Origin of the sequence: Mesorhizobium shangrilense (assembly GCF_028826155.1) — a bacterium.
Classification (GTDB): domain Bacteria; phylum Pseudomonadota; class Alphaproteobacteria; order Rhizobiales; family Rhizobiaceae; genus Arvimicrobium; species Arvimicrobium flavum.
The window spans coordinates 1-24,068 of record NZ_JAQGPN010000003.1 but is presented as its reverse complement, the minus strand read 5'-3'; the positions used below and the strand labels follow the sequence as shown (position 1 = coordinate 24,068).

The 24,068-nt window shown below is 65.0% G+C and carries 21 protein-coding genes; 2 read left to right on the top strand and 19 right to left on the bottom strand.

Features of this window, described 5'->3' with window-relative positions; genetic code table 11:
• Positions 1 to 2: 2 nt before the first annotated feature.
• The 4 genes from PD284_RS24705 to accC form a co-directional block, all read right to left on the bottom strand.
• Positions 3 to 1,058, bottom strand: a complete 1,056-nt coding sequence (locus tag PD284_RS24705) for an SDR family oxidoreductase (RefSeq protein ID WP_274630997.1) — start codon at positions 1,056 to 1,058, stop codon at positions 3 to 5.
• Positions 1,059 to 1,159: 101 nt separating this feature from the next.
• Complete coding sequence (locus PD284_RS24700) at positions 1,160 to 1,381, bottom strand: acyl-CoA carboxylase biotin carboxyl carrier protein subunit (RefSeq protein ID WP_274630996.1); 222 nt, start codon at positions 1,379 to 1,381, stop codon at positions 1,160 to 1,162.
• A 31-nt stretch (positions 1,382 to 1,412) separates the two neighbouring features.
• Positions 1,413 to 2,936 carry an acyl-CoA carboxylase subunit beta gene (locus PD284_RS24695; protein ID WP_274630995.1) on the bottom strand — a complete coding sequence of 508 codons (1,524 nt, stop codon included), beginning with the start codon at positions 2,934 to 2,936 and terminating at the stop codon, positions 1,413 to 1,415.
• A 12-nt stretch (positions 2,937 to 2,948) separates the two neighbouring features.
• Positions 2,949 to 4,319 (bottom strand): acetyl-CoA carboxylase biotin carboxylase subunit, encoded by a 1,371-nt coding sequence (accC, locus tag PD284_RS24690; protein ID WP_274630994.1) that lies wholly within the window; start codon positions 4,317 to 4,319, stop codon positions 2,949 to 2,951.
• A 245-nt stretch (positions 4,320 to 4,564) separates the two neighbouring features.
• Here accC and PD284_RS24685 point away from each other — a divergent pair, with 245 nt between their 5' ends.
• Positions 4,565 to 5,044: a pyridoxamine 5'-phosphate oxidase family protein gene (locus tag PD284_RS24685; RefSeq protein WP_274630993.1), complete on the top strand. Its 480-nt coding sequence runs from the start codon at positions 4,565 to 4,567 to the stop codon at positions 5,042 to 5,044.
• 24 nt (positions 5,045 to 5,068) lie between these two features.
• On the opposite strand, the gene PD284_RS24680 is transcribed toward PD284_RS24685, so the two are convergent.
• From PD284_RS24680 to PD284_RS24650, 7 genes are all read right to left on the bottom strand, one after another.
• Positions 5,069 to 5,722 carry a cytochrome c oxidase assembly protein gene (locus PD284_RS24680; protein WP_274630992.1) on the bottom strand — a complete coding sequence of 218 codons (654 nt, stop codon included), beginning with the start codon at positions 5,720 to 5,722 and terminating at the stop codon, positions 5,069 to 5,071.
• Positions 5,719 to 6,102: a hypothetical protein gene (locus PD284_RS24675; protein ID WP_274630991.1), complete on the bottom strand. Its 384-nt coding sequence runs from the start codon at positions 6,100 to 6,102 to the stop codon at positions 5,719 to 5,721. Before PD284_RS24675 ends, PD284_RS24680 begins: the two co-directional genes overlap by 4 nt.
• A complete protein-coding gene (gene ctaD, locus PD284_RS24670; protein ID WP_274630990.1) occupies positions 6,102 to 8,609 on the bottom strand; it encodes a cytochrome c oxidase subunit I in 2,508 nt (835 codons plus the stop codon). The genes PD284_RS24675 and ctaD overlap by 1 nt, the downstream gene beginning before the upstream one ends.
• Entirely contained in the window at positions 8,606 to 9,655 is a 1,050-nt protein-coding gene (gene coxB, locus PD284_RS24665; RefSeq protein ID WP_274630989.1) for a cytochrome c oxidase subunit II, read from the bottom strand. The genes ctaD and coxB overlap by 4 nt, the downstream gene beginning before the upstream one ends.
• An 89-nt stretch (positions 9,656 to 9,744) precedes the next feature.
• Complete coding sequence (locus tag PD284_RS24660; RefSeq protein WP_274630988.1) at positions 9,745 to 10,986, bottom strand: c-type cytochrome; 1,242 nt, start codon at positions 10,984 to 10,986, stop codon at positions 9,745 to 9,747.
• On the bottom strand, positions 10,983 to 12,743 hold the full coding sequence (locus PD284_RS24655; protein ID WP_274630987.1) for a GMC family oxidoreductase: 1,761 nt from the start codon (positions 12,741 to 12,743) through the stop codon (positions 10,983 to 10,985). Before PD284_RS24655 ends, PD284_RS24660 begins: the two co-directional genes overlap by 4 nt.
• A gap of 39 nt (positions 12,744 to 12,782) precedes the next feature.
• On the bottom strand, positions 12,783 to 13,487 hold the full coding sequence (locus tag PD284_RS24650; RefSeq protein WP_274630986.1) for a gluconate 2-dehydrogenase subunit 3 family protein: 705 nt from the start codon (positions 13,485 to 13,487) through the stop codon (positions 12,783 to 12,785).
• A 230-nt stretch (positions 13,488 to 13,717) separates the two neighbouring features.
• Here PD284_RS24650 and PD284_RS24645 point away from each other — a divergent pair, with 230 nt between their 5' ends.
• Positions 13,718 to 14,221 (top strand): cytochrome b, encoded by a 504-nt coding sequence (locus tag PD284_RS24645; RefSeq protein WP_274630985.1) that lies wholly within the window; start codon positions 13,718 to 13,720, stop codon positions 14,219 to 14,221.
• A gap of 65 nt (positions 14,222 to 14,286) precedes the next feature.
• Here PD284_RS24645 and PD284_RS24640 read toward each other — a convergent pair whose 3' ends face one another.
• From PD284_RS24640 to PD284_RS24605, 8 genes are all read right to left on the bottom strand, one after another.
• A complete protein-coding gene (locus PD284_RS24640) occupies positions 14,287 to 15,345 on the bottom strand; it encodes a response regulator (RefSeq protein WP_274630984.1) in 1,059 nt (352 codons plus the stop codon).
• A gap of 7 nt (positions 15,346 to 15,352) precedes the next feature.
• Positions 15,353 to 15,916, bottom strand: a complete 564-nt coding sequence (locus tag PD284_RS24635; RefSeq protein ID WP_274630983.1) for a chemotaxis protein CheB — start codon at positions 15,914 to 15,916, stop codon at positions 15,353 to 15,355.
• Positions 15,916 to 16,755 (bottom strand): CheR family methyltransferase, encoded by an 840-nt coding sequence (locus PD284_RS24630; RefSeq protein WP_274630982.1) that lies wholly within the window; start codon positions 16,753 to 16,755, stop codon positions 15,916 to 15,918. Before PD284_RS24630 ends, PD284_RS24635 begins: the two co-directional genes overlap by 1 nt.
• The gene (locus PD284_RS24625; protein ID WP_274630981.1) at positions 16,752 to 20,183 is read right to left on the bottom strand and encodes a response regulator; all 3,432 of its coding nucleotides are present in this window, start codon (positions 20,181 to 20,183) and stop codon (positions 16,752 to 16,754) included. Before PD284_RS24625 ends, PD284_RS24630 begins: the two co-directional genes overlap by 4 nt.
• A gap of 519 nt (positions 20,184 to 20,702) precedes the next feature.
• On the bottom strand, positions 20,703 to 21,632 hold the full coding sequence (locus PD284_RS24620) for an electron transfer flavoprotein subunit alpha/FixB family protein (protein ID WP_274630980.1): 930 nt from the start codon (positions 21,630 to 21,632) through the stop codon (positions 20,703 to 20,705).
• A gap of 23 nt (positions 21,633 to 21,655) precedes the next feature.
• Positions 21,656 to 22,402, bottom strand: coding sequence for an electron transfer flavoprotein subunit beta/FixA family protein (locus tag PD284_RS24615; protein ID WP_274630979.1), 747 nt, complete (start codon positions 22,400 to 22,402; stop codon positions 21,656 to 21,658).
• Complete coding sequence (locus PD284_RS24610; protein ID WP_274630978.1) at positions 22,399 to 23,076, bottom strand: TetR/AcrR family transcriptional regulator; 678 nt, start codon at positions 23,074 to 23,076, stop codon at positions 22,399 to 22,401. Before PD284_RS24610 ends, PD284_RS24615 begins: the two co-directional genes overlap by 4 nt.
• Before the next feature lie 89 nt (positions 23,077 to 23,165).
• The coding region (locus tag PD284_RS24605) for an alpha/beta fold hydrolase (protein ID WP_274630977.1) at positions 23,166 to 24,068 on the bottom strand (903 nt) is incomplete at its 5' end.

Here is a 24,068-nt window from a genome sequence, read left to right as displayed (position 1 = left end):
GCTCAGGGCCCGGGAATGATCCGCATCTCGACGAGCCGTCCGATCTGCCGTTCGAACATCTCCCGGGCGTCGACCGATGCCGTCCATCCGGCCCGCCGCGCCTTACCCAGGCACGAGACCTGGTCGTAGTCGGCCCCATAGGCCCAATCGAGGAACGACCAGTCCACGAGCTCATCCATACGATGGTATTCGAGACCGCGCCGCGCACAGATCTGCTGCCACAGCGGCTCCTTGTCGGCCATGTATTTTGCCAGGCTGATCGTCCGGACAGGCCCGGCTTCCATCCCGAACTGCCGCGCCAGGTGCGGCCACAGGTTGCACCAGCGCTCGACCTCTCCATTGGTCATGTTGAAGGCCTCGTTGGCGCAGCCGGGCTCCGTTCCCGCCCAGACCATCGCCTGCGCGAGCAAGGCAGCGTCCGTGAACTGGTACATCGCCTCGAAAGCGCCCTTGGCGCCCGGAAAACACAACGGCAAACCGAGCTCGCGCGAGATCGCGGCATAGAGGCAGAGCCCGAGCAGGTGGCTCATCGGGCTGCCGATCGCAGGCCCGCAGATGCAGTGCGGGCGCAGCGCGCTCCATGCCCAGGATTTGCCCTTCTGATGTTCCGCGATCCAGTCCTGCTGGTCGTAGTAGAAATTCGGCGGCATGTGGCGCGGGTCGTCCTCCCGGGCCGGGGTCTTGAAGGGCCCCAGGTGGTTGCCATACCACTTGGTGCCATGCAGGAGCACGACCCGGCTGAGACGAGGACTGGCCGCCTCGATGCCCTCGACGAGGTTGCGCAGCATCTGAAGGTTCAGCGCCGCCTCCCGTGTAGGGTCGGCGTGCCGAACATGTGCGCCGTAGAAGACATGGGTGACGCTGGACAGATCCCGCAACGCCCGGGCGCAGTCCTCAGCCGACATCAGGTCGAGCGCTAGAAAGTTCGCCCGTGTTGCGAAATCGGGGCGCCGGCGCGATATCGCGGTGACGTCCCATGTCTCGTCTTTCTCGAGATGTTCGAGAAGGGCGCGCCCGGAGATGCCCAGGGCGCCGGCGACGATGCAATGCTTCTTCATGCGGATTGCTCCGTATCGGCGCGGCAACGTTCAGCGCGCAGGGCGGGACCGACGCGCGGGCCGCAAGGGCGATCGCGCCGGCAGTCGGGCATGAGCGTGGCTCAGCCGTCGATGGTGACGACGCTGTCGCCTTCCGCGATTGCGTCGCCCTCCTTCACATGGACCGTGCGCACCACGCCGCTGTCGCTGGCGACGACGGGAATCTCCATCTTCATCGCCTCGATGATGGCAACCGTCTGGTTCTCGGAAACCGTCTCGCCTTCCGTGACCAGGATCTTCCAGATGGTGCCCGTCAACGAAGCTTCTACTTGAATGTCGCTCATGATCTTTCCTCGACGAATTCTTGCGCTGGGCTCAGTAGCTGGTTGGCCAGGTTGCGAGCACATGCTGCCCGACGCCGTCGCCGCGATGCACTTCGAGCAGCCCGATCAGCCGGTGGCGGGTCTCGCGCGGGTCGATCACTTCATGCCCTTCGTAGAGTTCGGCAAGCTGCCAGGCCGAGCTGTCGCGGCTGATCTGCTCGACCAGCTCGGCAAAGCGTTCGGGGTCGCCCTGCTTGGTCACGCCGTAGAGAACGTTGACGCCGACTTCAGGCGCCATGAACCCGAGATCCGCGGTAGGCCAGGTCAGCACTTCGTCTGAATTCTTGCCGCCGCCCATGTTCAGGTAGGCTTGGCCATAGCTCTTGCGCATGATCACCGAGATCTTCGGCACGGTCATCAACGACAGCGCGTTCATCCAGTTGATGATCCTGCCCGCCGCACCGCGCAGTTCGCCCTCCAGCCCGATCATGAAACCGGGCTGATCGACGAGGAAGACGACCGGAATGTTGTAGCTGTCGCAGAGCACGAGGAAGCTGATCGCCTTGTTGCAGGCGTCCACATCGATTGCCCCACCCTTGAAGAAGGTATTGTTGGCGAGGAAACCGACGCTGTGCCCGTCAAGGCGCGCGAGCATGGTGGTGATGGACTTGCCGAAGCGGCCCTTGAGTTCGAACAGGCTGTCGCGATCGGCGATGGCGGCGATGATCTTGCGAACATCGTAGACCTGCGTGGAACTCTCGGGAAGGATCTTCAGTATGTCGTCCGCCTCCCCGCCCGCTTCCTGTGAGGGCGCCACCGGCGGCGCTTCGCCATTGTGGGACGGCACATAGCTGAGGAAGCGCTTGACGGCTTCGAGGGCTTGTTCGTCGGTGTCGACGACCATGTCGACACGGCCCGTCTTGTCGGCATGAAGACGCCACCCGCCAAGCTCCTCGGAGTCGACCGGCTGGTTGATCGCCAGCGACGTGACCTTGCCGCTGGCGACCGCCATCGTGGCGCCCTTGCGCATGACGACGAAGTCGGACATGTGGCCGTACCAGGTCGAAGAGCCGTAGCAGGCCCCCAGCTGAGCCGAGACCCACGGCGTCTTGCGGTTGCGCAAATATTCCGCCGGATCCTGGCCGAGGATGGCGCGGCCCTGCGCGCCCATCCGGTCCGGCATCCGCGCGCCCGTCGATTCACCCAGGAAGACCATCGGCAGGCCGCGCTTGGTTGCTACCTCGCGCATATGCCGGATCTTCTTGCCGTTGATGACGGAGCTTGACGCTCCCACCACCGTAAAGTCGTTCGAGACGATGGCGACCCCGCGGCCGGCAACCTTGCCATAGCCGGCAATCTTGCCGTCGGCCGGGGTCTTTTCGCGCATGTTCGGGAGATGCGACGTCGCCAGCATGCCGCTCTCGATGAAGCTGTCCGCATCGAGCAGGGCGTCCAGCCGCTCGCGCGCGTTCAGATGCCCCTCTTCGCGCCGCTTGGCCAGCTTGGCCTCGCCGCCCATCGCAAGGGCCTTCTTCCGACGCCGATCGAGCTCGCCCAAAACCTTTTCAAATGCCATTTCCAAGATCCCCTAAAGCATGCCCTGCATCGGATGGCCGGCCCACATGCTCTCGCGCACGAAGCGGGTATGGACGTCGCCCTCGAGGAATGCAGGTTCCGAAAGAAGCCGTTGATGGAACGCAACGGTGGAGGGCACGCCCGTGATCTCCATCTCGCCAAGCGCACGCTTCATGCGGGCCAGCGCTTCCTCGCGGTCACGCCCCCATGTGATGACTTTGGCCATCAGCGAGTCGTAGTAGGGAGGCAGGTCGTAGCCCTGGTAGACATGGCTGTCGACGCGCACGCCCGGCCCCGAGGGCAAGATCAGGTCGGTCAGCTTGCCCGGCTTCGGCATGAATCCGCGCTCGGGGTCCTCGGCGTTGATCCGGCACTCGATCGCGTGCCCGCAAAACACGACGTCGTCCTGGGTGACCGGCAGCTTTCCGGTATCGGCGATGACCAGCTGCATCTTCACCAGGTCGGAATTCGTGACCATTTCGGTCACCGGGTGCTCGACCTGGATGCGCGTGTTCATCTCGATGAAGTAGAAGTCGCCGCTGGCAGGATCGAGGATAAACTCCATGGTCCCTGCCCCGCAATACGCGACCTTCCTGGCCAGCCGGCAGGCGGCGTCGGCAATGTCGGCGCGCTGCTTCTCGCTGAGCGCGGGGGATGGGCTTTCTTCAACCAGCTTCTGGTGGCGGCGCTGGATCGAACAATCGCGCTCCCCGAAATGGACGATATCGACGCCATCGCCCATGATCTGCACCTCGATGTGGCGCACGCGCGGGAGATACTTCTCGATATAGACTTCGCCGTTGCCGAAGGCGCTTTCGGCCTCGCGGGTCGCTGAATCGAGCGCGGCGTCGAAGCCGGCCTCCGATTCCACCACCCTCATGCCGCGCCCGCCACCGCCGGCAGACGCCTTGATCAGCACCGGAAACCCGATCTCCCTCGCCAGCTTCAGACCTTCGGCGCGATCGACGATCGGATCTGTCGACCCTGGCGTGACGGGAACGCCAGCCTCGATGGCGGCACGGCGCGCAGCCGATTTGTCCCCCATCAGCCTGATCACTTCGGCCGAGGGACCGATGAAGCGAAGCCCGGCCTGCGCGCAGAGTTCGGCGAATTCGGCGTTCTCGGAGAGGAAGCCGTAGCCCGGGTGCACTGCATCGCAGCCCGTCTTCAAGGCCGCTTCCACGAGCACCTTGGGCAGGAGATAGCTCTGCGATGCCGGAGGCGGGCCGATCAGCACGCTTTCGTCGGCAAGCTTGACGGGCAGCGAATTCTCGTCGGCCGACGAGTGAACCTGAACCGTCTCCATCCCGAGGTCACGACAAGCACGGATAATGCGAACGGCGATCTCGCCCCGGTTTGCCACGAGGACTCTGTGCAGCGTCATATCGACCTCCCTGAATCGGAGCACTAACCCCTATGTGATACATGTCATATATATGAATTAGGACAGGGTCAAGCGTGTCGGATTCGAATTTTCCCCCAGCGGCGACACCCCTTCATTGTGCCGGGATAACAGCGCGTCGCCTGGCGCAGACAGGCTGGGTGGAGCGGCATCGCCGCCCCCGCCGGCCTCGGGCAAGGAACCAAGATTTCGACCCAGCGTTTGCCGAGCTCAACAGGAGAAGAGCCGTGTCCAACGATAGGGAATTCAAGACCAAGTTCTGGGACTCGATCCGGTCCGACATGACCGCCATGGTCGGCGTCGCCGGGGTCTCGCCGCGGCCCATGACCGCCCAGTTCGACGGAGATCGCCCCGTGATCTACTTCTTCACGGCAAAGGACACCGACCTTGCGGAAGCCGTTTCAACCGGCAAGGAGGCGAACGTCACCTATGCCGCCAAGGGGCACGACCTGTTCGCCAGCGTGAACGGGACGCTTCAGATCGACAACGACCGAGCCGTTATCGATCGGCTGTGGAACCGCTACGTCGCTGCCTGGTTCGAGCAGGGCAAGGACGATCCAAAACTGTGTTTGCTGAGGTTCGATCCGAGGGACGCCGAGATCTGGAAGGACGCCTCGAGCTTCGTCGCCGGCGTGAAACTGTTCCTCGGCATGGGAGATCCCAAAGAGGACTACAAGGACAGCGTCGCGCACGTGAACATGAAGTAGGGATAGCGCCGGCCGCGCGTCGGCCTATAGCGCGGCCGAATTTCCCTCATCATGCGAGTGTGTCGCCGCGGTCGGTGGCGCGGCCAGGAGCCGGGAAACCAGGGACAGGCCGCCCACCAGGTAGACCACCGCGCCGACGAACAGCATGATGGTGCCGCCGAGCTGCTGGTCCTGGCCGCTGTCCAGCACCGTCCCGAAACAGGTCACTTCGCCGATTCCATAGAGCGAACGCGGACTGAGGGCCAGGAGCGCGCCGAGCAGGGTCATGTGGATGGAGGTGAGCAGAAGCGCCCCGGCGCCCGCAGCGGCGTGTCTTCGTTCGCCGGACGCCGCGAGGCTGGACGACCAGAGCAGGACGCCAACGCCGAGAAACGTCGCCTGCTCGGCCACGGTCGCGAGCAGGGACGCCTCGGCCGCCGCGCGCATGACGGGGGCGTGCCAGGTCCAGACCGCAAACAGCTCCATGACGGACGCCAGCACCGGCAGCGCGGCAGGCATGGTCGGACCGAACTGCCACCTGCTGGGCAATCCGATCGCGATCAGCGGCGCGGCAATGGCGATGACGCCCATATGGGCGAGCATGTGCGCCGCGAAGGATTCTCGCCAGCTCCCCAGCAACGGACCGAACCAGATCAGCGCCAGCACCACGAGCCCCAGCGAGAGCGCAAGACGTTTCACCGCAGGCACCCCGTCAAGAAGAGCGCCGGCAGCGCGGTGAAGATGACCGCGACGAAGCTCAGGCCGGAAAGCAAAAGGGTCGCGTAGCCCTGGAAAAGCAGGCGATCCCTGCGCGTGGGGTCATCATGCGGCGGGTCGCCCGTGCCGAAACCCCACTGCCGCCAGGCCAGCGTGGCGGAGAGCGCGATCATCGCGAGCGAAAGCACGGTCACTACCGCGATTGCGATACGCAGATTGCCGAAATCCCCGCCGAGCAGGGCAGGCTTCTCGCAGAAGATGGCCGCGCCGACATAGCAGACGAGGAAATGCAGCGCCCAGACCACCGGCGCGGTGAACAGAGTCCAGAGCGACTCGACCTGTTTCGGCAGGAGACGCCACATCAGATCGCCTCCGGGAACAGGCCGACGACCGAGAAGGTGATGACCGCCGTGATCAGCATGAAGTGCCAGTAGAGCGTGATGTTGTGAAGTTCCATGTCGTACCGGGGCGTCAGCCGGCCGGCGATGCTGCGGGCAAGGCAATAGGCCTGCATAAGGATGCCCAGGATGCCGTGGATGGCGGTCCAGAGCACGAGGATCCACACGATGGCCGGATAGACATGGGCGGTGGGGTCCATGCCGGTCGTCCACGGTCCCGCGAGCCCAGCCGCGCAGGCCAATGCCGAAAGCAGGGCCCCGCCCGCCAAGAGGAGGCGCGTCGCCGCGATGCCGCCGCGTCGGTTGATCTCGCGCGCCGCGATCGTGGCGGCCCACGCGGCTGCGAACAGCAGCAGCGCCACGAGCGGCCAGAACATTCCGGGGCCTGCCGTGCCGCCGGTGAAATCCTCATGGATGGTCCAGAAGAAGAAATAGCCGAACACGAGGCTGGCGAAGGCCGTCCCGTCGCCGGTCATGGTGATGAACATGGCCCACCAGCCGGTCGACTTCACGCCGGAGGCGTAGAGCGGCAGGCTGACGCCGCGACCGATGTCCTTCTCTTCCTTCTCGGGGATTTCACCCGTGCCGGTCCACAGCCACCAGATCACCGCCGCGATGAAGGCCAGTCCGGACAGGAGCGAGACGATCCACCATTTGAAGGTCAGCGCGATGAAGACCGTTCCCAGCGTCGCTGCGCTGACGACGGTGACGTAGGAAGTGCCGCCCACGCGCAGGACCTGTTCGGGCTCGGCGTCGAGGACGGAGGTCACCAGCGTTTCCCGGCGGCCTTCCCTGGCGTCCGGAAGGTACCATTCGCCGTCGTTGACCTGGCGGGCGAGGTCCTTCTGGTCCCATAGCGGATAGCGGCTCTCGATGCGCGGGATGGAACGGACGCCCCAGTTCTCCTCCGGCTCGTTGATCCATTCCAGCGTACCGGCGTTCCACGGGTTCTGCTCGCCGCGCCGCTTGCGCCGGCGGTTGAGCGTGACGTCGACGACCACCGCGAACATGCCGATGCCGAGGATCACGGCGCCCAGGGTGGAGATCAGGTTCAGCCAGTCCCAGCCGATGTCGGCCGGATACGTGTAGACGCGCCGCGGCATGCCGCGGAGCCCGGCCAGGTGCATCGGGAAGAAGGCGATGTTGAAGCCGCAGAACATCAACCAGAACGCAAACCGGCCGACCCGGTCCGACATGTGCTTCCCGTCGATGAGCGGGTAATAGTAGTAGAGCCCGGCGAAGACCGGAAACAGCATGCCGCCGATCAGGACGTAGTGCAGATGCGCCACGATGAAGTAGGTGTCGTGCGCCTGCCAGTCGAAGGGAGCCAGCGCCACCATCACGCCGGTCAGTCCGCCCATGACGAAGATGGCGATGCCGCCCATCGCGAACAGCATCGGCGTCGAGAAGATCACCCGGCCGGCGAGCATCGTGGCGATGAAGACGAAGATCTGCACCGCTGTCGGGATGGCCACGGCCTCCGACGCCGCCGAGAAGAAGGCCAGCGAAATCTGCGGCAGGCCGGTCGCGAACATGTGGTGCACCCACAGGCCGAAGGACAGGAAGCCGGTGCCGACGGCGGCGAGCACGATCCAGGAATAGCCGACGATGGGACGCCCGGCGAAGGTCGGGATGATCATCGCCAGCAGCGCGATCGCCGGCAGGAAGATGATGTAGACCTCCGGGTGCCCGAAGATCCAGAACAGGTGCTGCCAGAGCAGCGGATCGCCTCCGCGGGCCGGGTCGAAGAACGGCCAGTCGAACATGCGCTGCATCTCGAACAGCAGGTCGCCCGCGATCAGGGGCGGAAACGCGAACAGGATCATCCCCGCGACGATCAAGAGGTACCAGGCGAACAGCGGCATCAGGTTGACCCGCATGCCCGGCGCCCGGCACTTCATGATGCCGACGATGAGCTCGACGGCGGCCGCGAGCGACGCCACTTCGATGAAGGAGAGGCCGAGCAACCAGATGTCGGCGCCGATCCCGGCCTGTTCGCTGGTTGCGAGAGGCGGGTACATGAACCAGCCGGAATTGGGCGCTGCGCCGAAGAAGATCGACCCGCAGACGAAGACGCCGCCGATCAGGAAACTCCAGAAGCCGAAGGCGCCGAGCCGCGGAAACGGGAGTTCGCGGGCCCCCAGCATTGGCGGCAACAGGAAGATCGCCACCGCCTCGAAGATCGGCACGGCGAACAGGAACATCATCACGGTGCCGTGCAGCGTGTAGACCTGATTGTAGAACTCGGCCGACAGCAGGTCGTTCTCCGGGACGGTCAGCTGCGCGCGGATGAGCAGGCCGAGGAGCCCGGCGAACAGCATGAAGGCGAAGGCGGCCGAGCCGTACCAGAGGCCGACCTGGGTGTTGTTGACCGAAGTCCAGTAGCGCCAGCCCTTCGGCGCCGCCCAGACCGCGCGCAGCTGCGCCTCCTCTTCGGCGCCATTGCGACGGGATATCGGAGCGTCGCTCATTGCAACCCTTTCAGCCAGGCGGCGATCTCGGCCAGCTCCTCGGCAGACAGGTCGAGGTAGGACGGCATCTGGCTCAACGGCTTGAGGGAGCCCGGATGGGCGACGAAGCGGGCCAGGGCTTCGGGGTCGTTTTTCATCAGCGCTGCGCCGATGGTGAGGCGCGAGCCGACATGCGAGAGGTCCGGTCCGGAAGCGCCCTGCGCCGGCGTGCCGTCGACGCGGTGGCAGTCGCCGCAGCCTTCGCGCAGGAAGATGTCCTGGCCGCGCCCGCCGATCCCGGGCGAGGGCGTACTGCGCGCATCGAGCCAGGCCTCGAACTCGGGCGGCTCCATGACGATCGCGGCAAACGCCATCAGCGCGTGCGACGTCCCGCAGAATTCGGCGCACTGGCCGCGATAGACGCCCGCCTTGGTGCCCAGCAGCGACAGGCGGTTGGTGCGGCCGGGAATGAGGTCCATCTTGCCGCCGAGCGCCGGGATCCAGAAAGAATGGATCATGTCGCGGCTCTCCAGCGAGAACTCGACGCGCTGGCCGACGGGCAGCCGAACCTCGTTTGCCGAGACGATGCGTGAACCGTCCGGGCGATGGTAGACGACATGCCACCAGAACTGGCTGCCCGCCACTTCGACGCGAAGCCCCGTCTGCTCGTGGCCTGCAAAGGGCCGCAGCGACGGCATCAGCCAGAACGCATAGGCCAGCAGCGCGGTGAGCACGCTGACCGGGAACACCACGCCGGCCCACAGGATCAGCCTGCCCGCCGCCTCCTCCGAGATCGGACTGCGGTTCCAGCGCGCGGCATAGAGCGACAGCGCGACGACACACGCCCAGATGACGGCGCCGCCGATCGTCATCGTCCAGAACAGGGTCGCGACCTGGCTTGCCTCATCGCCGGCCGGGTCGAGTGCGGACTGGACGCCGCTGCACGAGGCGAGCAGCGGCGACCCCGCCAGCAGCGCGCCAGCGCGACATGGACCGGCGCGCGAGGAAGCGGCCGGTCGTCCTTCAACCCGTTCGGGCAACTCGTTGCGGCTGATGGCCCTCTCCATCGTTGCGAACCTTCCAGGTGCCTTCCTGCCGGAGCGGCCCGGACGCCGCGTTCGTCTGGCCAAGTCGGCTATCCTTCCTCCCTCGCGCGCTATCGATCCGGCCCCATGCTGTCGGCAAGCCGCTCCCTGAGAGCGGCGACGTCGGCAGGCGAAACCGCGCCGCCTCGGTTGCCCCAGCTCGACCGAACATAGGTGGCGACCGCCGCGACCTGCTCGTCGGTCAGCTTCCAGTCGAAGGCGGGCATGGTGAGCGGCGTCGGATGCGCCTTGGTCGGCACGGCGCGCGCGCCCTCGAGGATGACGCGGACAACCGTCGTGGCGTCTTGATTGTTCACCTTGCCCGAACCGGCCAGAGGGGCGAAGAAGCGCGGCACCCCCTGCCCGCCAGAGACGTGGCAGGCGCTGCAATTGTCGAAATAGATCGCCGCGCCCGCCTCCATCGTCGCGCTGTCCGGTTCGGAAGGCGAGGGTCGTTCCTCCCCCTCCAGATCCTTGAGGTAGACGGCGATCGCCCGCACATCTTCCTCGACCATGTGCTGCGTCGAATACTCGATCACCTCCGACATGATGGAAAAGGCGGCCGTGTGAACATTGCGCCCGTTCCTGAGGAAGTCGACGATGTCGTCCTCGCTCCAGTCCTCCAGCCCGCCATTCGGCCCGCCGCGGATGTCGGGCGCCGACCAGTTCTCGAGCTGCCCGCCCATCAGATGGCGGTCCTTCTTGTCGGCGCCGGCCAGGTTCTTCTCGGTGTGGCAGCCCGCGCAATGGCCCGGCCCCTCAACCAGATAGGCGCCGCGGTTCCACTGCTGCGATTTCTCCGGGTCGGGCCGAAACGGCTCGGGCTCGAAGAACAGCCATCGCCAGCCGGCCAGCGACACGCGCCAGGAGAGCGGCCACGGCAGCCCGTTCTCCGGCTTCTCCTTCTTCACCCGAGGCAGCGTCGACAAATAGTCGTAGAGCGCGTCAACCTCCTCGCGGGGCATCCTGGAGAAATGCGTGTAGGGGAATGCCGGGTAGAGTCGCGACCCGTCGGGGGCGATGCCCTCATGCATGGCGCGCCGGAAATCGTCACGCGACCAGCGGCCCAGCCCCGTCTCCGGGTCGAAGGTGATGTTGGGCGTGTAGATGGTGCCGAATGGCGTTTCCAGGCCGCGCCCTCCTGCGAACGGCTCTTCGCCCGGCGCCGTATGGCAGCCCTGGCAGTTGCCGGTGATCAGCGCGTAGCGCCCGCGCTCCACCTGCGCGTAGTCGGTATCCTGCGCGGTGACAGGGACGACCCCAGCCAGGAGAGTCGTTGCAAGCGCGGTTGCGACGAGAAGCCCTTTCCTCATGCCTGCACCAACGCGCCGGGGCTCTTGAAATATTGCGCGCGGATGGCGTCGGCCGCCCAGTAGGCGAGCGCCGCCACGGTACCGGTCGGATTGTAGCCGGCGTTCTGCGGAAACACGCCGGCGCCCATCACGAACAGGTTCGATACGTCCCAGCTCTGCAGGTAGCGGTTGACGACGCTGTTCGACGGATTCGTGCCCATGATCGTGCCGCCGGTGTTGTGCGTCGTCTGGTAGGGCATGGAGTCATATGGACCCTCGCGCGGACTGAGCTTGATCTCCCGGCCGCCCATGCGCTCGGCGATCTCGCGGACGCGTTCCGTCAGGAAGGCCGACATCGCCCTGTCGTTGGGGGTGAAGTCGAATGTCATCCGCATCAGCGGGCGGCCATAGACGTCGGTGTAGGTCGGGTCGAGGTCGAGGTGATTGCCGGCATGGGCCATCGAAGCGCCGTGAGCGCCAACATTGGTCGACTTCAGATAATTCTCCGCCACCGCCTTCTTCCAGGCCGAACCCCAGGTCGGCGTGCCCTCGGGCGTACGCTGCCGTTCGATGGGACGGTTGTGGGTGGTCCAGCACGAGATGTAGCCGCCGCCGATGAAATCCAGTCCGGAATGGTCGAAATTGTCGCCGTTGTAGTCGTCGACGCACATGCCGAGCGCCCCGGCGCCGACGAACTCGTTGGTGTACTTGTCATCGAAGAAGACATCGGCGCCCGACATCACCTGGTAGCAATAGTTCTTGCCGACCAGCCCCTCGCCGGTCGCGGGGTTGTAGATCTCGCCGATGCCGGAGAGCATCATCAGCCGCGTGTTGGAGAGCTGATAGGCGCACAGGATGACGAGGTCGGCCGGCTGCTCGTATTCCTCGCCGTTCTGGTCGACATGGATGACGCCGGTGGCGCGGCTTCCCGTGCTGTCGAGCTTGATCCGCAACACCTCGTTGTGGACCTTCAGGCTGAAGTTCGGTTTGCTCATCAGCACCGGCAGGATGGTCGTCTGGGGGCTGGCCTTGGAATAGTTGCCGCAGCCGTACTTCTCGCAGAACCCGCAGTAGGTGCAGGGCGCGAGCTGGCAGCCGAGCGGATTGACATAGGGCTGGCTCATATTGGCGGAGGGGCCGGGAAACGGCTTCAGCCCAAGTTCCTTTGCGGCAGCCTCGAAGCGATGCTGCGCGAAGGTCATGTGCATCGGCGGGCTCGGATATTCGGCGCTGCGCGGCCCTTCGAAGGGGTTGCCGCCTTCGTGAATCTCGCCGTTCAGATTGCCGGCCTTGCCGCCGATGCCGCACAGCTTCTCGAAACGATCGTAGTGCGGCTCGAGTTCGCCATAGGTGACGCCGTAGTCCTGCACGGTGAGACCCTCAGGCATCGGCCCGTAGCGTCCGATGTTGTGGCTGGCGGCCAAAAAATCCGAGGGCAGGAAGCGCCAGGTCTGTCCATTCCAGTGCACGCCGCCCCCGCCGACGCCTTCGCCCGGGAGGAACGATCCCCAGCGCCGCATGGGCAGCGCGGTCTGGCTCCCGTTGTTGCGGAATGTCAGCGTATCGCGCGCGGCGGACTGGAACATCTCCTTGCGCCAGTACCAACGCAATTCGTCCTGTGCGACCGTGGTGGGGAAATGGCTCGGCGTGTCGCGCCATCCCCCACGCTCGATGGCGAGCACGTCCAGCCCGTCTTCCGTCAGTTCCTGCGCTAGGATAGCGCCCGTCCAGCCGAATCCGACAAGCACCACGTCAACCGGCGGGAGCTTCCGCACCATCCTGTTTCTCCTTGCCTGCCTTCAATTGCCGGGATGCGTTCACTCGGCGCTCCATGCCGGCCGGCCGGAAAGGCCTACCGGCTCGATCGAAATCCGAGCGCCGTTGTGATCGAGGTAATCCCGGTAGTCGTAGCGGGCGCCCGGAAACCCGACCAGCTTCCAGCCGACCATGTCGCGGTTGCCGCCGTAGATCGGATCGGAGAAGAAGCCCTCGATCGCGTTGTCCTGCAGCATTCCGAAAAAGGCCGTCGCGGACACGTCCTCAAACTCGAGTCCCTCGTCCTCGATCTGTTTCAGCAGTGCGTCCTGGTCTTCCTCGCCAAGCTCCGCGAACACGCGGCCTGCAAAGCGCTGCCGGCAATGGTTGTCGAGCGCGGCGATGCCGGCGCGATAAAGCGCGGCGGGAGCATGCTCGCTTTGATAGCCCTGTGTCTCGAGCCCATCGGCGAACGGACCCTTCATGTACCAGCGCTCGCCGCGTCCGAACGAACCGGCGAGCTGGTTGTCGATGAAGTCCACCACGCCGGCCTCTCGCGCGCCGGGACCGAGCTCATCTGTCGGGATCAGCCTGGAAACGAGGGCGTCGACGCATCGTCGTTCTGCCGCCGTGAAGAAGCGCGCCGCATCAAACCCCCGGGGGGCGGGCGATGTGCCGGAAATCCATGGAATGGAGCCCGAAAGCGTCCTTGAAAGAGCGCTCGGGACGAAGAGTGGCGCGCTGCCCAGCACCGTCGCCAAAAGCATCCGCCGTCTTGAAATCCGCGAAACCGTCAAAATCCCCTCGCTGCCTTCGAGTGACGGTAACTGCGCGGCGGCGACAAGGTTCCGGAACGAATGGCAATCGTTTGAATTATCAATACGGGCGGGCCGCCGGAGACGTGCTGGATAGGACCATTGCCCCGCATCCGCGGCGATCGTGACGAGGAGAAGAGGGTTTGCTCACATGACCGAGAGACGCGCCGGAGCGGCGAGCAATGGCTAGGAGGGTCGCCGGCTACTCCCGCGCCCAGGTAGCGCTGCACTGGATCGTGGTCGTCCTGGTCGCCTTCCAGTTCCTGGCGCATGACGCCATCGAAGCGTCCTGGCGCGCGTGGCTGCGGGCCGAGCCGCCCCCCGCCGATCACCTGGCGTTGACCTACATGCACATTGCGGCAGGCTCGCTCGTACTGCTGCTCATGCTGGCGCGCATCTATCTTCGGGTGACGCGCGGAGCGCCCTCACCGCCAGCCGATGAGCCGCGATTGCTGCAGTTCCTCTCGGAAGCTGTGCATGGATTGATCTACCTGCTTCTGCTGGCGCTGCCGGTGACCGGAGCTGTCGCCTGGATTCTTGGCGTGGAAGCGTCAGGTGTCGCGCACGAGTTGCTGCAGACGGTCCTGCTGGCCGCGATCGCCGTTCACATCGCCGGCGCCCTGGTCCAGCATTTCGTCCGGCGATCGGACGTCCTGATGCGGATGTTCAAGCCAGAACACCCATGACCAGGCATGCCCTGCCCCGCATGGCAATTGTCACGGGGCGTACGTCCCGCCAAGCGCACGCGGGTTCATCGCACTAGGTTTGCCAGCGGAACCGTGAGCGTCAGGGAGAGCCCGTCGCACCGCCAATCCTTCGCTATCGTCCCATCCAGCCCCTTCAGCGCCGCTTTTTCGAGCGTGGTCCCAAAACCTTCGCGGCAGGACGTCGGGGCAGTGGTGGGCCCACCGCGCTCATCCCATGACAGGTGAAGCATTTGGTCGACCGCCGAGATCCCGACGCTCAATTCTCCCGTCGGCGAGGAAAGGGCGCCATATTTCACGGCGTTCGTCGTGAGTTCGTGCAGGAGGAGCGCCAGCGATGTCAGCGAATTTCCGGCAAGCGGCGCGTCAGCGCCGGTGATGGCGATGCGTGCGCCCTGTTCGTGTTCGTGAGGCGCCACGATTGCCTTCAGCAGGGCAACCACCGTCGTTCCGGCCACGCTTGGTTCGGTCTCCCTGACGAGCTCGGGCAAGGTGAGTTCATGCGCCCGCGCCAGGGCGTGCATGCGCGCCCTCAGATCGGCTTCGAGTTCGGCCACGCTGGTGGCGGGGCGAGCGCTGAGCGAGATCAGGCCGGCCACCAGGCTGAAGAGGTTCTTGATCCGATGGTTGATCTCCTGCAGCAGGATGTCCTTGTGCCGCGCCGCCTCCTTGAGCGCCTCGGCCTGGGCCGCCAGTTCGTCCCGCTGCGCCGCCAGTTGCTGCCGCTGTCGATAGAGCTCGAAGAAGACGTCGACCTTGCTGCGCAGGATGTCCGGCTCGATCGGCTTCTGGATGAAGTCGACCGCGCCGGCCTCATAGCCGCGGAACCGGCGCTGGCTGTCGCCGGTGCCGGCCGTCACGAAGATGATCGGCACGCGGCGGGTGCGCTCATTGCCGCGCATCAGCTCCGCCAGCTCGAACCCGTTGAGGCCCGGCATCTGCACGTCGACGAGCGCCAGCGCCACGTCGTGCTGGAGCAGAAGCTCGAGCGCCTCGTCGCCCGACCGCGCCTTCAGGAGGCGAATGTCGTCCCGCCGCAGCAACGCCTCCAGCGACAAGAGGTTTTCCTCCAGGTCGTCGACCAGTAGAAATGGAACCGGCTCCATATATATTTCAAACCTCTTTCAAGTATTGTGCGATCGCCTCGAGCGACAGGACACGGGCGCTGGGGCACATATTTCGGGCGGCCTCGGGCATCGCGGATGCGAAGGCATCGTCCGGGTTCTGGACGATAGCGGTTCCACCCGCTTCACCCACGGCCCGGAGGCCGTTGGCGCCATCCTGGTTGGCGCCGGTCAGCACGATCGCGATCAGGCCCACGCCATAGGCATCGGCGGCGCTTTCGAAAAGGACGTCGATCGATGGGCGGGAGAAAAGAACCGGCTCATCGCTGGAGAGCGAAAGGGACCGGTCGACTTCGACGAGCAGATGGTAGTCCGGCGGCGCGAAATAGATCGTCCCCCCGCGGATCGGTTCCTTGTCCTCGGCCTCGCGCACGAGCAGCTGGCACTTCGACCGGAACAGGTCGGCCATGATGCTGCGCCGATCGGGCGGCACATGCACCACGACCAGGATCGGCAGGCGAAAATCTGCGGGAAGCGCAGGCAGGATGATCGAAAGCGCATCGAGAGCGCCAGCCGACGCGCCTATGACCACGGCTTCGGGCTCGACGGACATCACGCCGCCCGCTTCTGATAGATTTTTTCCTCACGCACGAAGTCGGCGAACGCACTGGCGTGCTGGGAGAACCGCAGGGTCTCCTTGGCGCCGAGCCCGAGGAAGCCCTTTCGGGCAAGCGAGTCCTTGAAAAGTCCCAGCGCCCGGTCCTGCAAGGCGCGATCGAAATAGATCATGACATTGCGGCAGGAGATGAGATGCATCTCGCCGAAAACGGCATCCGTCACCAGGCTATGGTCGGAAAACACCACGTTCCGGCGCAGGGTCTTGTCGAAGGAGACCCCGCCATAGGCCGCCTGGTAATAGTCGGACAGGGAGGACTTGCCGCCCGACTCCCGATGGTTTTCGGTGAAGAGCGGCGCCCGGTCGAGCGGGAATATGCCCGCCCTGGCGGCTTGCAGCGCCTCGTGGCTGATATCGGTCGCGTAAAAGATCGTCCGGTCTTCCAGCCCCTCCTCCCGGAAAAGGATCACCAGCGAATACAGCTCCTCCCCGCCGCTGCAGCCGGCGACCCAGACCTTGAGCGAGGGATAGGTCCGCAGATGCGGCACCACCCTCTCGCGGATCGCCCTGAAGTAGCTCGGATCGCGGAACATCTCGCTGACCTGGACGGTCAGAAAGCGCAGGAGCCGCGGCAACAGCGACGCATCATGCAGCAGGCTTTCCTGCATCGCGGAGAAGGTGGCAAAGCCCAGCTGCTCGCGGGCCTGCCTGAGGCGTCGCTTGATCGACGCCATCGCATAGTTGCGGAAGTCGTAGTGGTACTTGAGGAACAGAGCCTCCAACAGAAGCCGGATCTCGATGTCCTCGATCTTCTGGGGAGCTGCGACCTCGGTCATTTGGGCATCCAGACGCGGACCAGCGACAGCAGCTTGTCGACGTCGAGCGGCTTGGCCATGTAGTCGTTGGCGCCGGCCTCGATGCAACGCTGCTGGTCGTCGGGCATGGCCTTGGCGGTCAGGGTGATGATCGGCAGCTTCTTCCACGCCGGGTTCCGGCGGATCTCCCGGGTGGCCGCCAGCCCGTCCATGACCGGCATCATGACATCCATGAGCACCAGGTCGATCCGCGTGTCCTGCTCCGTCGAAGCCTTTTGAAGGGCCTCCAGGGCCTCGCGGCCATTGCGCGCGATGTCCACGATCGCTCCGCGCGGCTGCAGGATGTTGGTAAGCGCATAGACGTTGCGCACGTCATCCTCGACCACGAGCACGCGCCGTCCTTCGAGCAGGGCGTCCCGGTTGCGGGCTTTGCGGATCATCTTCTGCTGCTCGGCCGGCAGATCCGAAATGACCTGATGCAGGAACAGGCTCACCTCATCGAGCAGCCGCTCGGGCGACTTCGCCCCCTTGATGATGATGGACTTCGAGTAGCGGCGCAGCCGCTGCTCGTCATCCGCCGACAGTTCCCGCCCCGTGTAGACGATGACCGGCGGAAATGCGTAGGAGCTCTCCTGGCTGAGGGTTTCCAGCAGCGAGTAGCCCGAGGCGTCCGGCAGGGAGAGATCCAGCACCATGCAGTCGAAGGTCTCGTCCTTGAGCAGGTTGAGACATTCGGCGGCCGTACTTGCCGTGACGGTCTCGACATCCGCCGAACCGAGGAGTCTTGCGACCGCCTCCCGCTGCACCGGATCATCCTCCACGATCAGCACGCGGTGGACACGCTGTGAGAGCTTGGCCTCCAGCTTCTGGAGGACATCGACCAGCTGCTCGCGATTGACGGGCTTGACCATGTAGCCGACGGCGCCGAGCGAATAGGCAGTTTCGGTGTGATCGCCCGCGGACACGACATGGATGGGGATGTGCCGCGTCCTGACGTCATTTTTGAGACGGTCGAGGACGGCAAGGCCCGACTGATCCGGCAGGCCGACATCCAGCACGATCGCACTGGGCATGTAGTCCTTGGCGAGGCTCAGCGCCTCCTCTGCCGTGCCGGCCACGATGGCCTGGAAGCCGAGCTCGCGCGACAGGTCGCGCACGATGGCGGCGAAGGTGTCGTCGTCCTCGATGACCAGCAGGACGCGCTTCTCCTCCGTCAGCGCATCACGGTCGTCGTCGAGCTTGCGATGCGCCTTGATGCGCGAGGGCGAAGGAACCGGCTCCGGCGTCGCCATGACGGCCGAGACGCTCGCCAGCTGGTCGCGGGGCGCCACCTGCGCCGGATCATAGCTTTCGGGAATCGTGACCGTGAACGTGCTGCCCTGTCCCGGCTCGCTCTGCAGCTCGATTGCGCCACCCAGAAGGCGCACGAGCTGACGCGAGATCGACAGGCCAAGCCCCGTGCCGCCATATCTGCGGCTGATCGTGCCGTCTGCCTGGTGGAATGCCTCGAAGACGGTCCGCTGCTGTTCCTTGGTAATGCCGATCCCGGTGTCGGACACCGAGAAGGCGACATGGCCGTCGGCGGCGCGACGGATCGAGAGCCTGACCCGTCCCGCCTCGGTGAACTTGATCGCGTTCGAGAGCAGGTTCTTGAGCACTTGCTCGAGCCGCTGCGGATCGGTCTCGATCGTCGGGGCGCACTCCGGCGCAACCTCGACCGCGAAGTCGAGCTTCTTGTCCGACGCCAGCGGCTGGAAGACCTGGCGCAGATTGTTGGCCAGGCGCTCGACGGACACGGTCTCGGGCTGGATCTCGACATGACCGGCCTCGATCTTGGAGAGGTCGAGGATGTCGTTGATGAGGTTCAAAAGGTCATTGCCGGAGGACTGGATCGTCCTTGCGTATTTGACCTGCTCCTCGGTCAGGTTGTCCTCGGGGTTGTCGGCGAGAAGCTTGGCGAGGATCAGCGAGGAGTTGAGCGGCGTGCGGAGCTCGTGGGACATGTTCGCCAGGAAGTCCGACTTGTACTGGCTGGCCTGCTCCAGCTCGCGCGCCTTGAGCTGGACGGAGGCGTTGGCGCGCTCGAGGTCGTCGCGCTGCACCTCCAGTTGCTGGGCTTGCTCTTCCAGTTGCGAGTTGGTCTGTTCCAGCTCGATCTGCTGCTGCTCGAGACGCGCCTGCGACTCTTTCAGCGCCCGGCTCTGCTCCTCCAGCTCTTCGTTGGAAACACGGAGCTCCTCACTCTGCGTCTGCAGTTCCTCGGACTGTCGCTGAGTCTCCTCGAGGAGATTCTGGAGTTCGCCGCGATAGGTCGCCGACCGGACCGCAATGGCGACCGCCTCCGATGCGCGTTCCAGCAGGGCGATGATCCGTTCGTCGATCGGACGCAGGAAGCCGAGTTCGATCACCGTATTCACGGCGCCGTCAACGCTGCCCGGCGCAATGAACAGGTGCTTCGGCTTGTCCTTGCCGAGCGCCGACCCGAAGGCGAGATATCCGTCGGGCACCTCGCCAACCACCATGGACTTGCCTTCCGCCGCCGCCTGTCCCAGCAACCCTTCCCTGGGCATGAAACGCGTCGGTACGCTCGTCTCGTCGGGAACCCCGTAGACCGAGGACCGCTGAAGGTGATTGCCGCTGGTGGTGAAGACCGCGCCGGCGACAGCTCCGACATATCGCGCCAGGAAGTCGAGAATGCTGTTGCCGAGTTGCTCGACGGATTGTTCGCCCAGCATCGCCGAGGCCAGTCCGACCTGACCGGACTGCAGCCATTCGTCCCGTCGACGAGCCAAGCTGGTGCGACGGATCATCAGGCCGATCGCCACGGTCAACGCGATCCCGACAAGACCGGACAGGACGGTGCTGAGGAATGCCGTCTGCTGCGCGCTGGACATTTCGAGAATGCGCTGGACGCGGACTGCCGTCTCTCCCGCCGCCATGGCCGCGATCTGCGATCGAATCGCATCCATCTCGGCCTTGCCGCGGTCCGAGTTCATCATCGCGATCGCCGCATCGAGCCCCTGGGTGCGGCGAACGTCAATGATCGCTCCGAGTTCCGAGAGTTTTGCCTCGACATGCTGCCTGAGTGCGATGAGCCTTTCGCCCTGTCCGGCGTTTCCGCTGGTTTGCTGGCCGATCTCATCGAGCTTGACAGGGATCGCCCGAAGCGCGGCATTGTGAGGCGCAAGATAGCTTTCGTCGTTGGTGAGCAGGAAGCCGCGCTGCCCCGTTTCCGCACCCTGCACAAGCGAAAGCAGTTCGTCGAGCGCAACAATGGAATTATGCGTCTGGACAATCTTGTTGTTGCCGACACGCAACGACTGGATATTGAAATAGGCTACAAGGCTACTAACGATGAAGAAGAGGATGGCGCATGCCAGACCAAGAGCAACACTATGATCTAAGCCAAATGTTCCCGGCGACCCTTTAGATATTTGACGTTGTTCCATAGCACTCTCGTTGAACCTCGAAGCCCAACAAGGGCAAATCACAAAGCCGTCAGGCTCCCCCTGCGCTGAATGGCAGGCGCTGGCTGATCGACTAAATGGACGGGGGCCAACCCGGTAGGGAGCATGCGCCCTGGTGGGGCGCCACGCTGATCGGATACAGGCGGCCCGGCATTGCAGTGGGAAGGAAATAGCAGATCAACGCGCCGAGGCAAATGGCGACGCCTCTTCCGGATCCACGATGCGACGACAGAAGGTTCACAAGGCCCGGCGGCCCACGGGATTGGTGACGCCTTCTTCGCTGATTCGTCCGCCGAGGCCGGACTGAACCGCCCTGGCCGCCGAAGGAATCACCTTCGGCCAGGACTGCGGCATGAGATCCGCCCAGGCGTCAGATATTGGAATGGCGGCCCTTTGACGGGGCAGGCTCCTCGATGGTCGAGGAGCCTGTTGCGCCCGTGGTCGCGTTTGCCGATGCGTTCGCGGCAGGGCCGCCGACGCAGCGACTTCGAGCCTGGACTGCTAGATCTGGTCCTGCAGCTCCGGCAGGATGGTGAACAGGTCGCCGACGAGGCCGTAGTCGGCGACCTGGAAGATCGGCGCCTCCTCGTCCTTGTTGATGGCGACGATGACCTTGGAGTCCTTCATGCCGGCCAGATGCTGGATGGCGCCGGAGATGCCGACGGCGATGTAGAGCTGCGGGGCGACCACCTTGCCGGTCTGGCCGACCTGCCAGTCGTTCGGCGCATAGCCGGCGTCGACGGCGGCGCGGCTGGCGCCGACGGCGGCGCCCAGCTTGTCGGCGACCGGCAGGATGACCTCCTGGAACTTCTCCGAGGAGCCGAGCGCACGGCCGCCCGAGATGATGATCTTGGCCGAGGTCAGCTCCGGACGGTCGCTCTCCGACAGCTTGTTCTCGACGAAGGCGGAGAGGCCGGGATCGGCCGCCGCAGCGACCGTCTCGACTTGCGCCGCGCCGCCGTCGCCGGCGGCCTGGAACGAGGCGGTGCGCACGGTGACGACCTTCTTGGCGTCGGTCGACTGCACCGTCTGGATGGCGTTGCCGGCATAGATCGGACGCTTGAAGGTGTCGACCGAGACCACTTCGGTGATCTCCGAGACCTGCATGACGTCGAGCAGGGCGGCGATGCGCGGCGCGACGTTCTTGCCCGAGGTCGTGGCCGGCGCGACGATGGTGTCGTAGCTGCCGGCGAGCGCCACGACGGTCGCCGCCAGCGGCTCGGCCAGGCGCTCGGCAAGCGCGTCGGCCTCGGCCAGCAGCACCTTGCGCACGCCCTTCAGCTTCGATGCGGCGTCGGCCGCCGCCTTGGCGTTCTTGCCGGCGACCAGCACGTCGACGTCGGCGCCGATCTGCAGCGCGGCCGACAGCGCCTTGCCGGTCTGGTCCGACAGCGAAGAATTGTCGTGTTCGGCGATGAGGAGAATTGCCATGTTCGTGTTCCTTTCCCGATCGCTCAGATCACGCCTGCGGACTTGAGGCTCGAGACCAGCTCGGCCACGTCCTTGACCTTGACGCCCGCCTTGCGGCCGCCCGGCTCCTCGGTCTTCAGGACCTTGAGGCGCGGTGCGACGTCGGCGCCGAAATCGGCCGGGCTCTTCTCGTCGAGCGGCTTCTTCTTGGCCTTCATGATGTTGGGCAGCGAGGCGTAGCGCGGCTGGTTCAGGCGCAGGTCGGTGGTGACGATCGCCGGCAGCTTCAGCTCGACCGTCTGCAGGCCGCCGTCGACCTCGCGGGTGACCCTGGCCTTGTCGCCCTCGATCTCGACCTTGGAGGCAAACGTGCCCTGCGCCCAGCCGAGCAGCGCGGCCAGCATCTGGCCGGTCTGGTTGGCGTCGTCGTCGATCGCCTGCTTGCCGAGGATGACCAGGCCGGGCGTCTCCGCCTCGACCACGCCCTTCAGCACCTTGGCGACGCCGAGCGGCTCGACCTCGCCATCGACCTTGACCAGGATGGCGCGGTCGGCGCCCATGGCGAGTGCCGTGCGCAGCGTCTCCTGCGCCTGCGCCGGACCGATCGCCACCACCACGATCTCCTCGACCTTGCCGGCCTCCTTCAACCGGATCGCCTCTTCGACGCTGATCTCGTCGAACGGATTCATCGACATCTTGACGTTGGCCAGCTCGACCCCCGAGCCGTCCGCCTTGACGCGGATCTTCACGTTCGCATCGACAACCCGCTTGACCGGAACCACTACCTTCATAAGTCCTCCAAACTCTCTCCTGCCGTGATCGGCTCTTTGCCTACCGCGTGACTGGCTGTCCTGAACTCCGCGATATGGGCGAATATGTCGATGACGGCGTTGATGTAGACTTCAGCTTCCTGAAGCGTCTCGTAGCCCGCCACCTGCCGCACGTTCTCGCTCATCGACCCGGTGAGGATCGCCGTGATGGCGCGGATGTGCGAGGCGCCCAGCCCCTCCAGCAATCTCTGGTTCTGGCGCAGCCAGTTCGGACCTTTGCGAAAGACCCGGGAGAATCCAGCCGGCACGTCGTCCCCATAGAAGAGCTGGATGGCTATCCGGTTTTCCCAGGCGGAGACGAGATAGGCGCGCGTCCCGGCAAGGAACAGTTTGACGCCGTCGTCGATACCGACCGACCGGAACGCGACGATGGTCGAACGCGTCGCCTCGACCTGCCTCTCCCCATATTGCTCCCACAACGCAGTGAACACGTCGGCCTTGCTGGGATAGTGATAGTACAGGGATCCGACGCTGACGCCGATCTGTTCGGTGATGTCCGCGATGCTGGTTCCGCTGTAGCCCTTGGCGACAAACAGGTCCCTCGCCGCGGCGAGAATGTTCTCGCGCAGCTTCGCCTGTCGCGCTTCGGCTCGGCGGACCGGAGTTTTCGGACCGGATTTCGTTGCTGGCTTCATGGCTTGGCTTTGCCTGCAGATTGAACATGGTTCAAATCTCCAATACGTCATGCGCCCATCGGCCGGCAATATCGCGGAGGACCGCATCCTCAGCCGAGAAAGGCGACAATGGCATCCTGTGTCTCTTCCGGGCGATCATGATGGACCCAATGTCCGGCTCCCTCGAACTCCCGGTAGACGGCGTTCCTGAAATGCTGCGACTGACCGTCGACGAAGGGATCGGAAGCCCAGGTGTCGCTGCCCCGGATGTGCAGGACGGGGCTTTCGATGCTGCCCCAGAGGGCGTGCAGATCGGACAACGGCAGGTCGAGCAGCGAAAAGACCTTGAGGGCCGGGTCATTCTTCCAGGCATAGCCGCCGTCCCCCGTCTCCTTGAGCCCGTAGCGCACGAGATGGCGTACAAGCTCGGCAGGGAACGACGGATGCACCTCGCAGAATCGCTGGCAGGCCTCGGCGAGACTGGCGAAACGCCGGGTGCGTTCGCCGAGAGACAGCGCGGCGTGACCTTCGATCCAGCTTCGCAGCCTTGACTGAATGGGTTTCGACAGCCGAGCGGCGCGCATGGCGGGCGTCATGCCAAACCCTTCGATTGCAACCAGGCGCCTGATCCTTTCCGGGAACACGGCCGCATAGCGCAGCGCCGTCTCCGCGCCGGCGGAATGCGCCACGATGTCGACGGGCCCCGCCGCCATGGTCGAGCAGATCGCATGGAGGTCCAGCACGAGGTCGGCGCTTCCATAGGCGCGATCGGCCGACCAGCCGCTGTCGCCGTGTCCGCGCAGTTCCGGGACCAGGACGTACCTGGACCGGGCGAGCTTCATGGCGTGCCGGTCCCAACTGCGACCGTGGTCGCGCCATCCGTGCATCAGGATCAACGGCGGCTGTGAGGGATCACCCCACGCAAAGATGTTGAGCGGCACCGGACGCTCGTTGAAGGCGATGACTGCGGGCTCACGCCCGCAGTCGGTTTTGTTTTGCGCCGGCATCGTCAC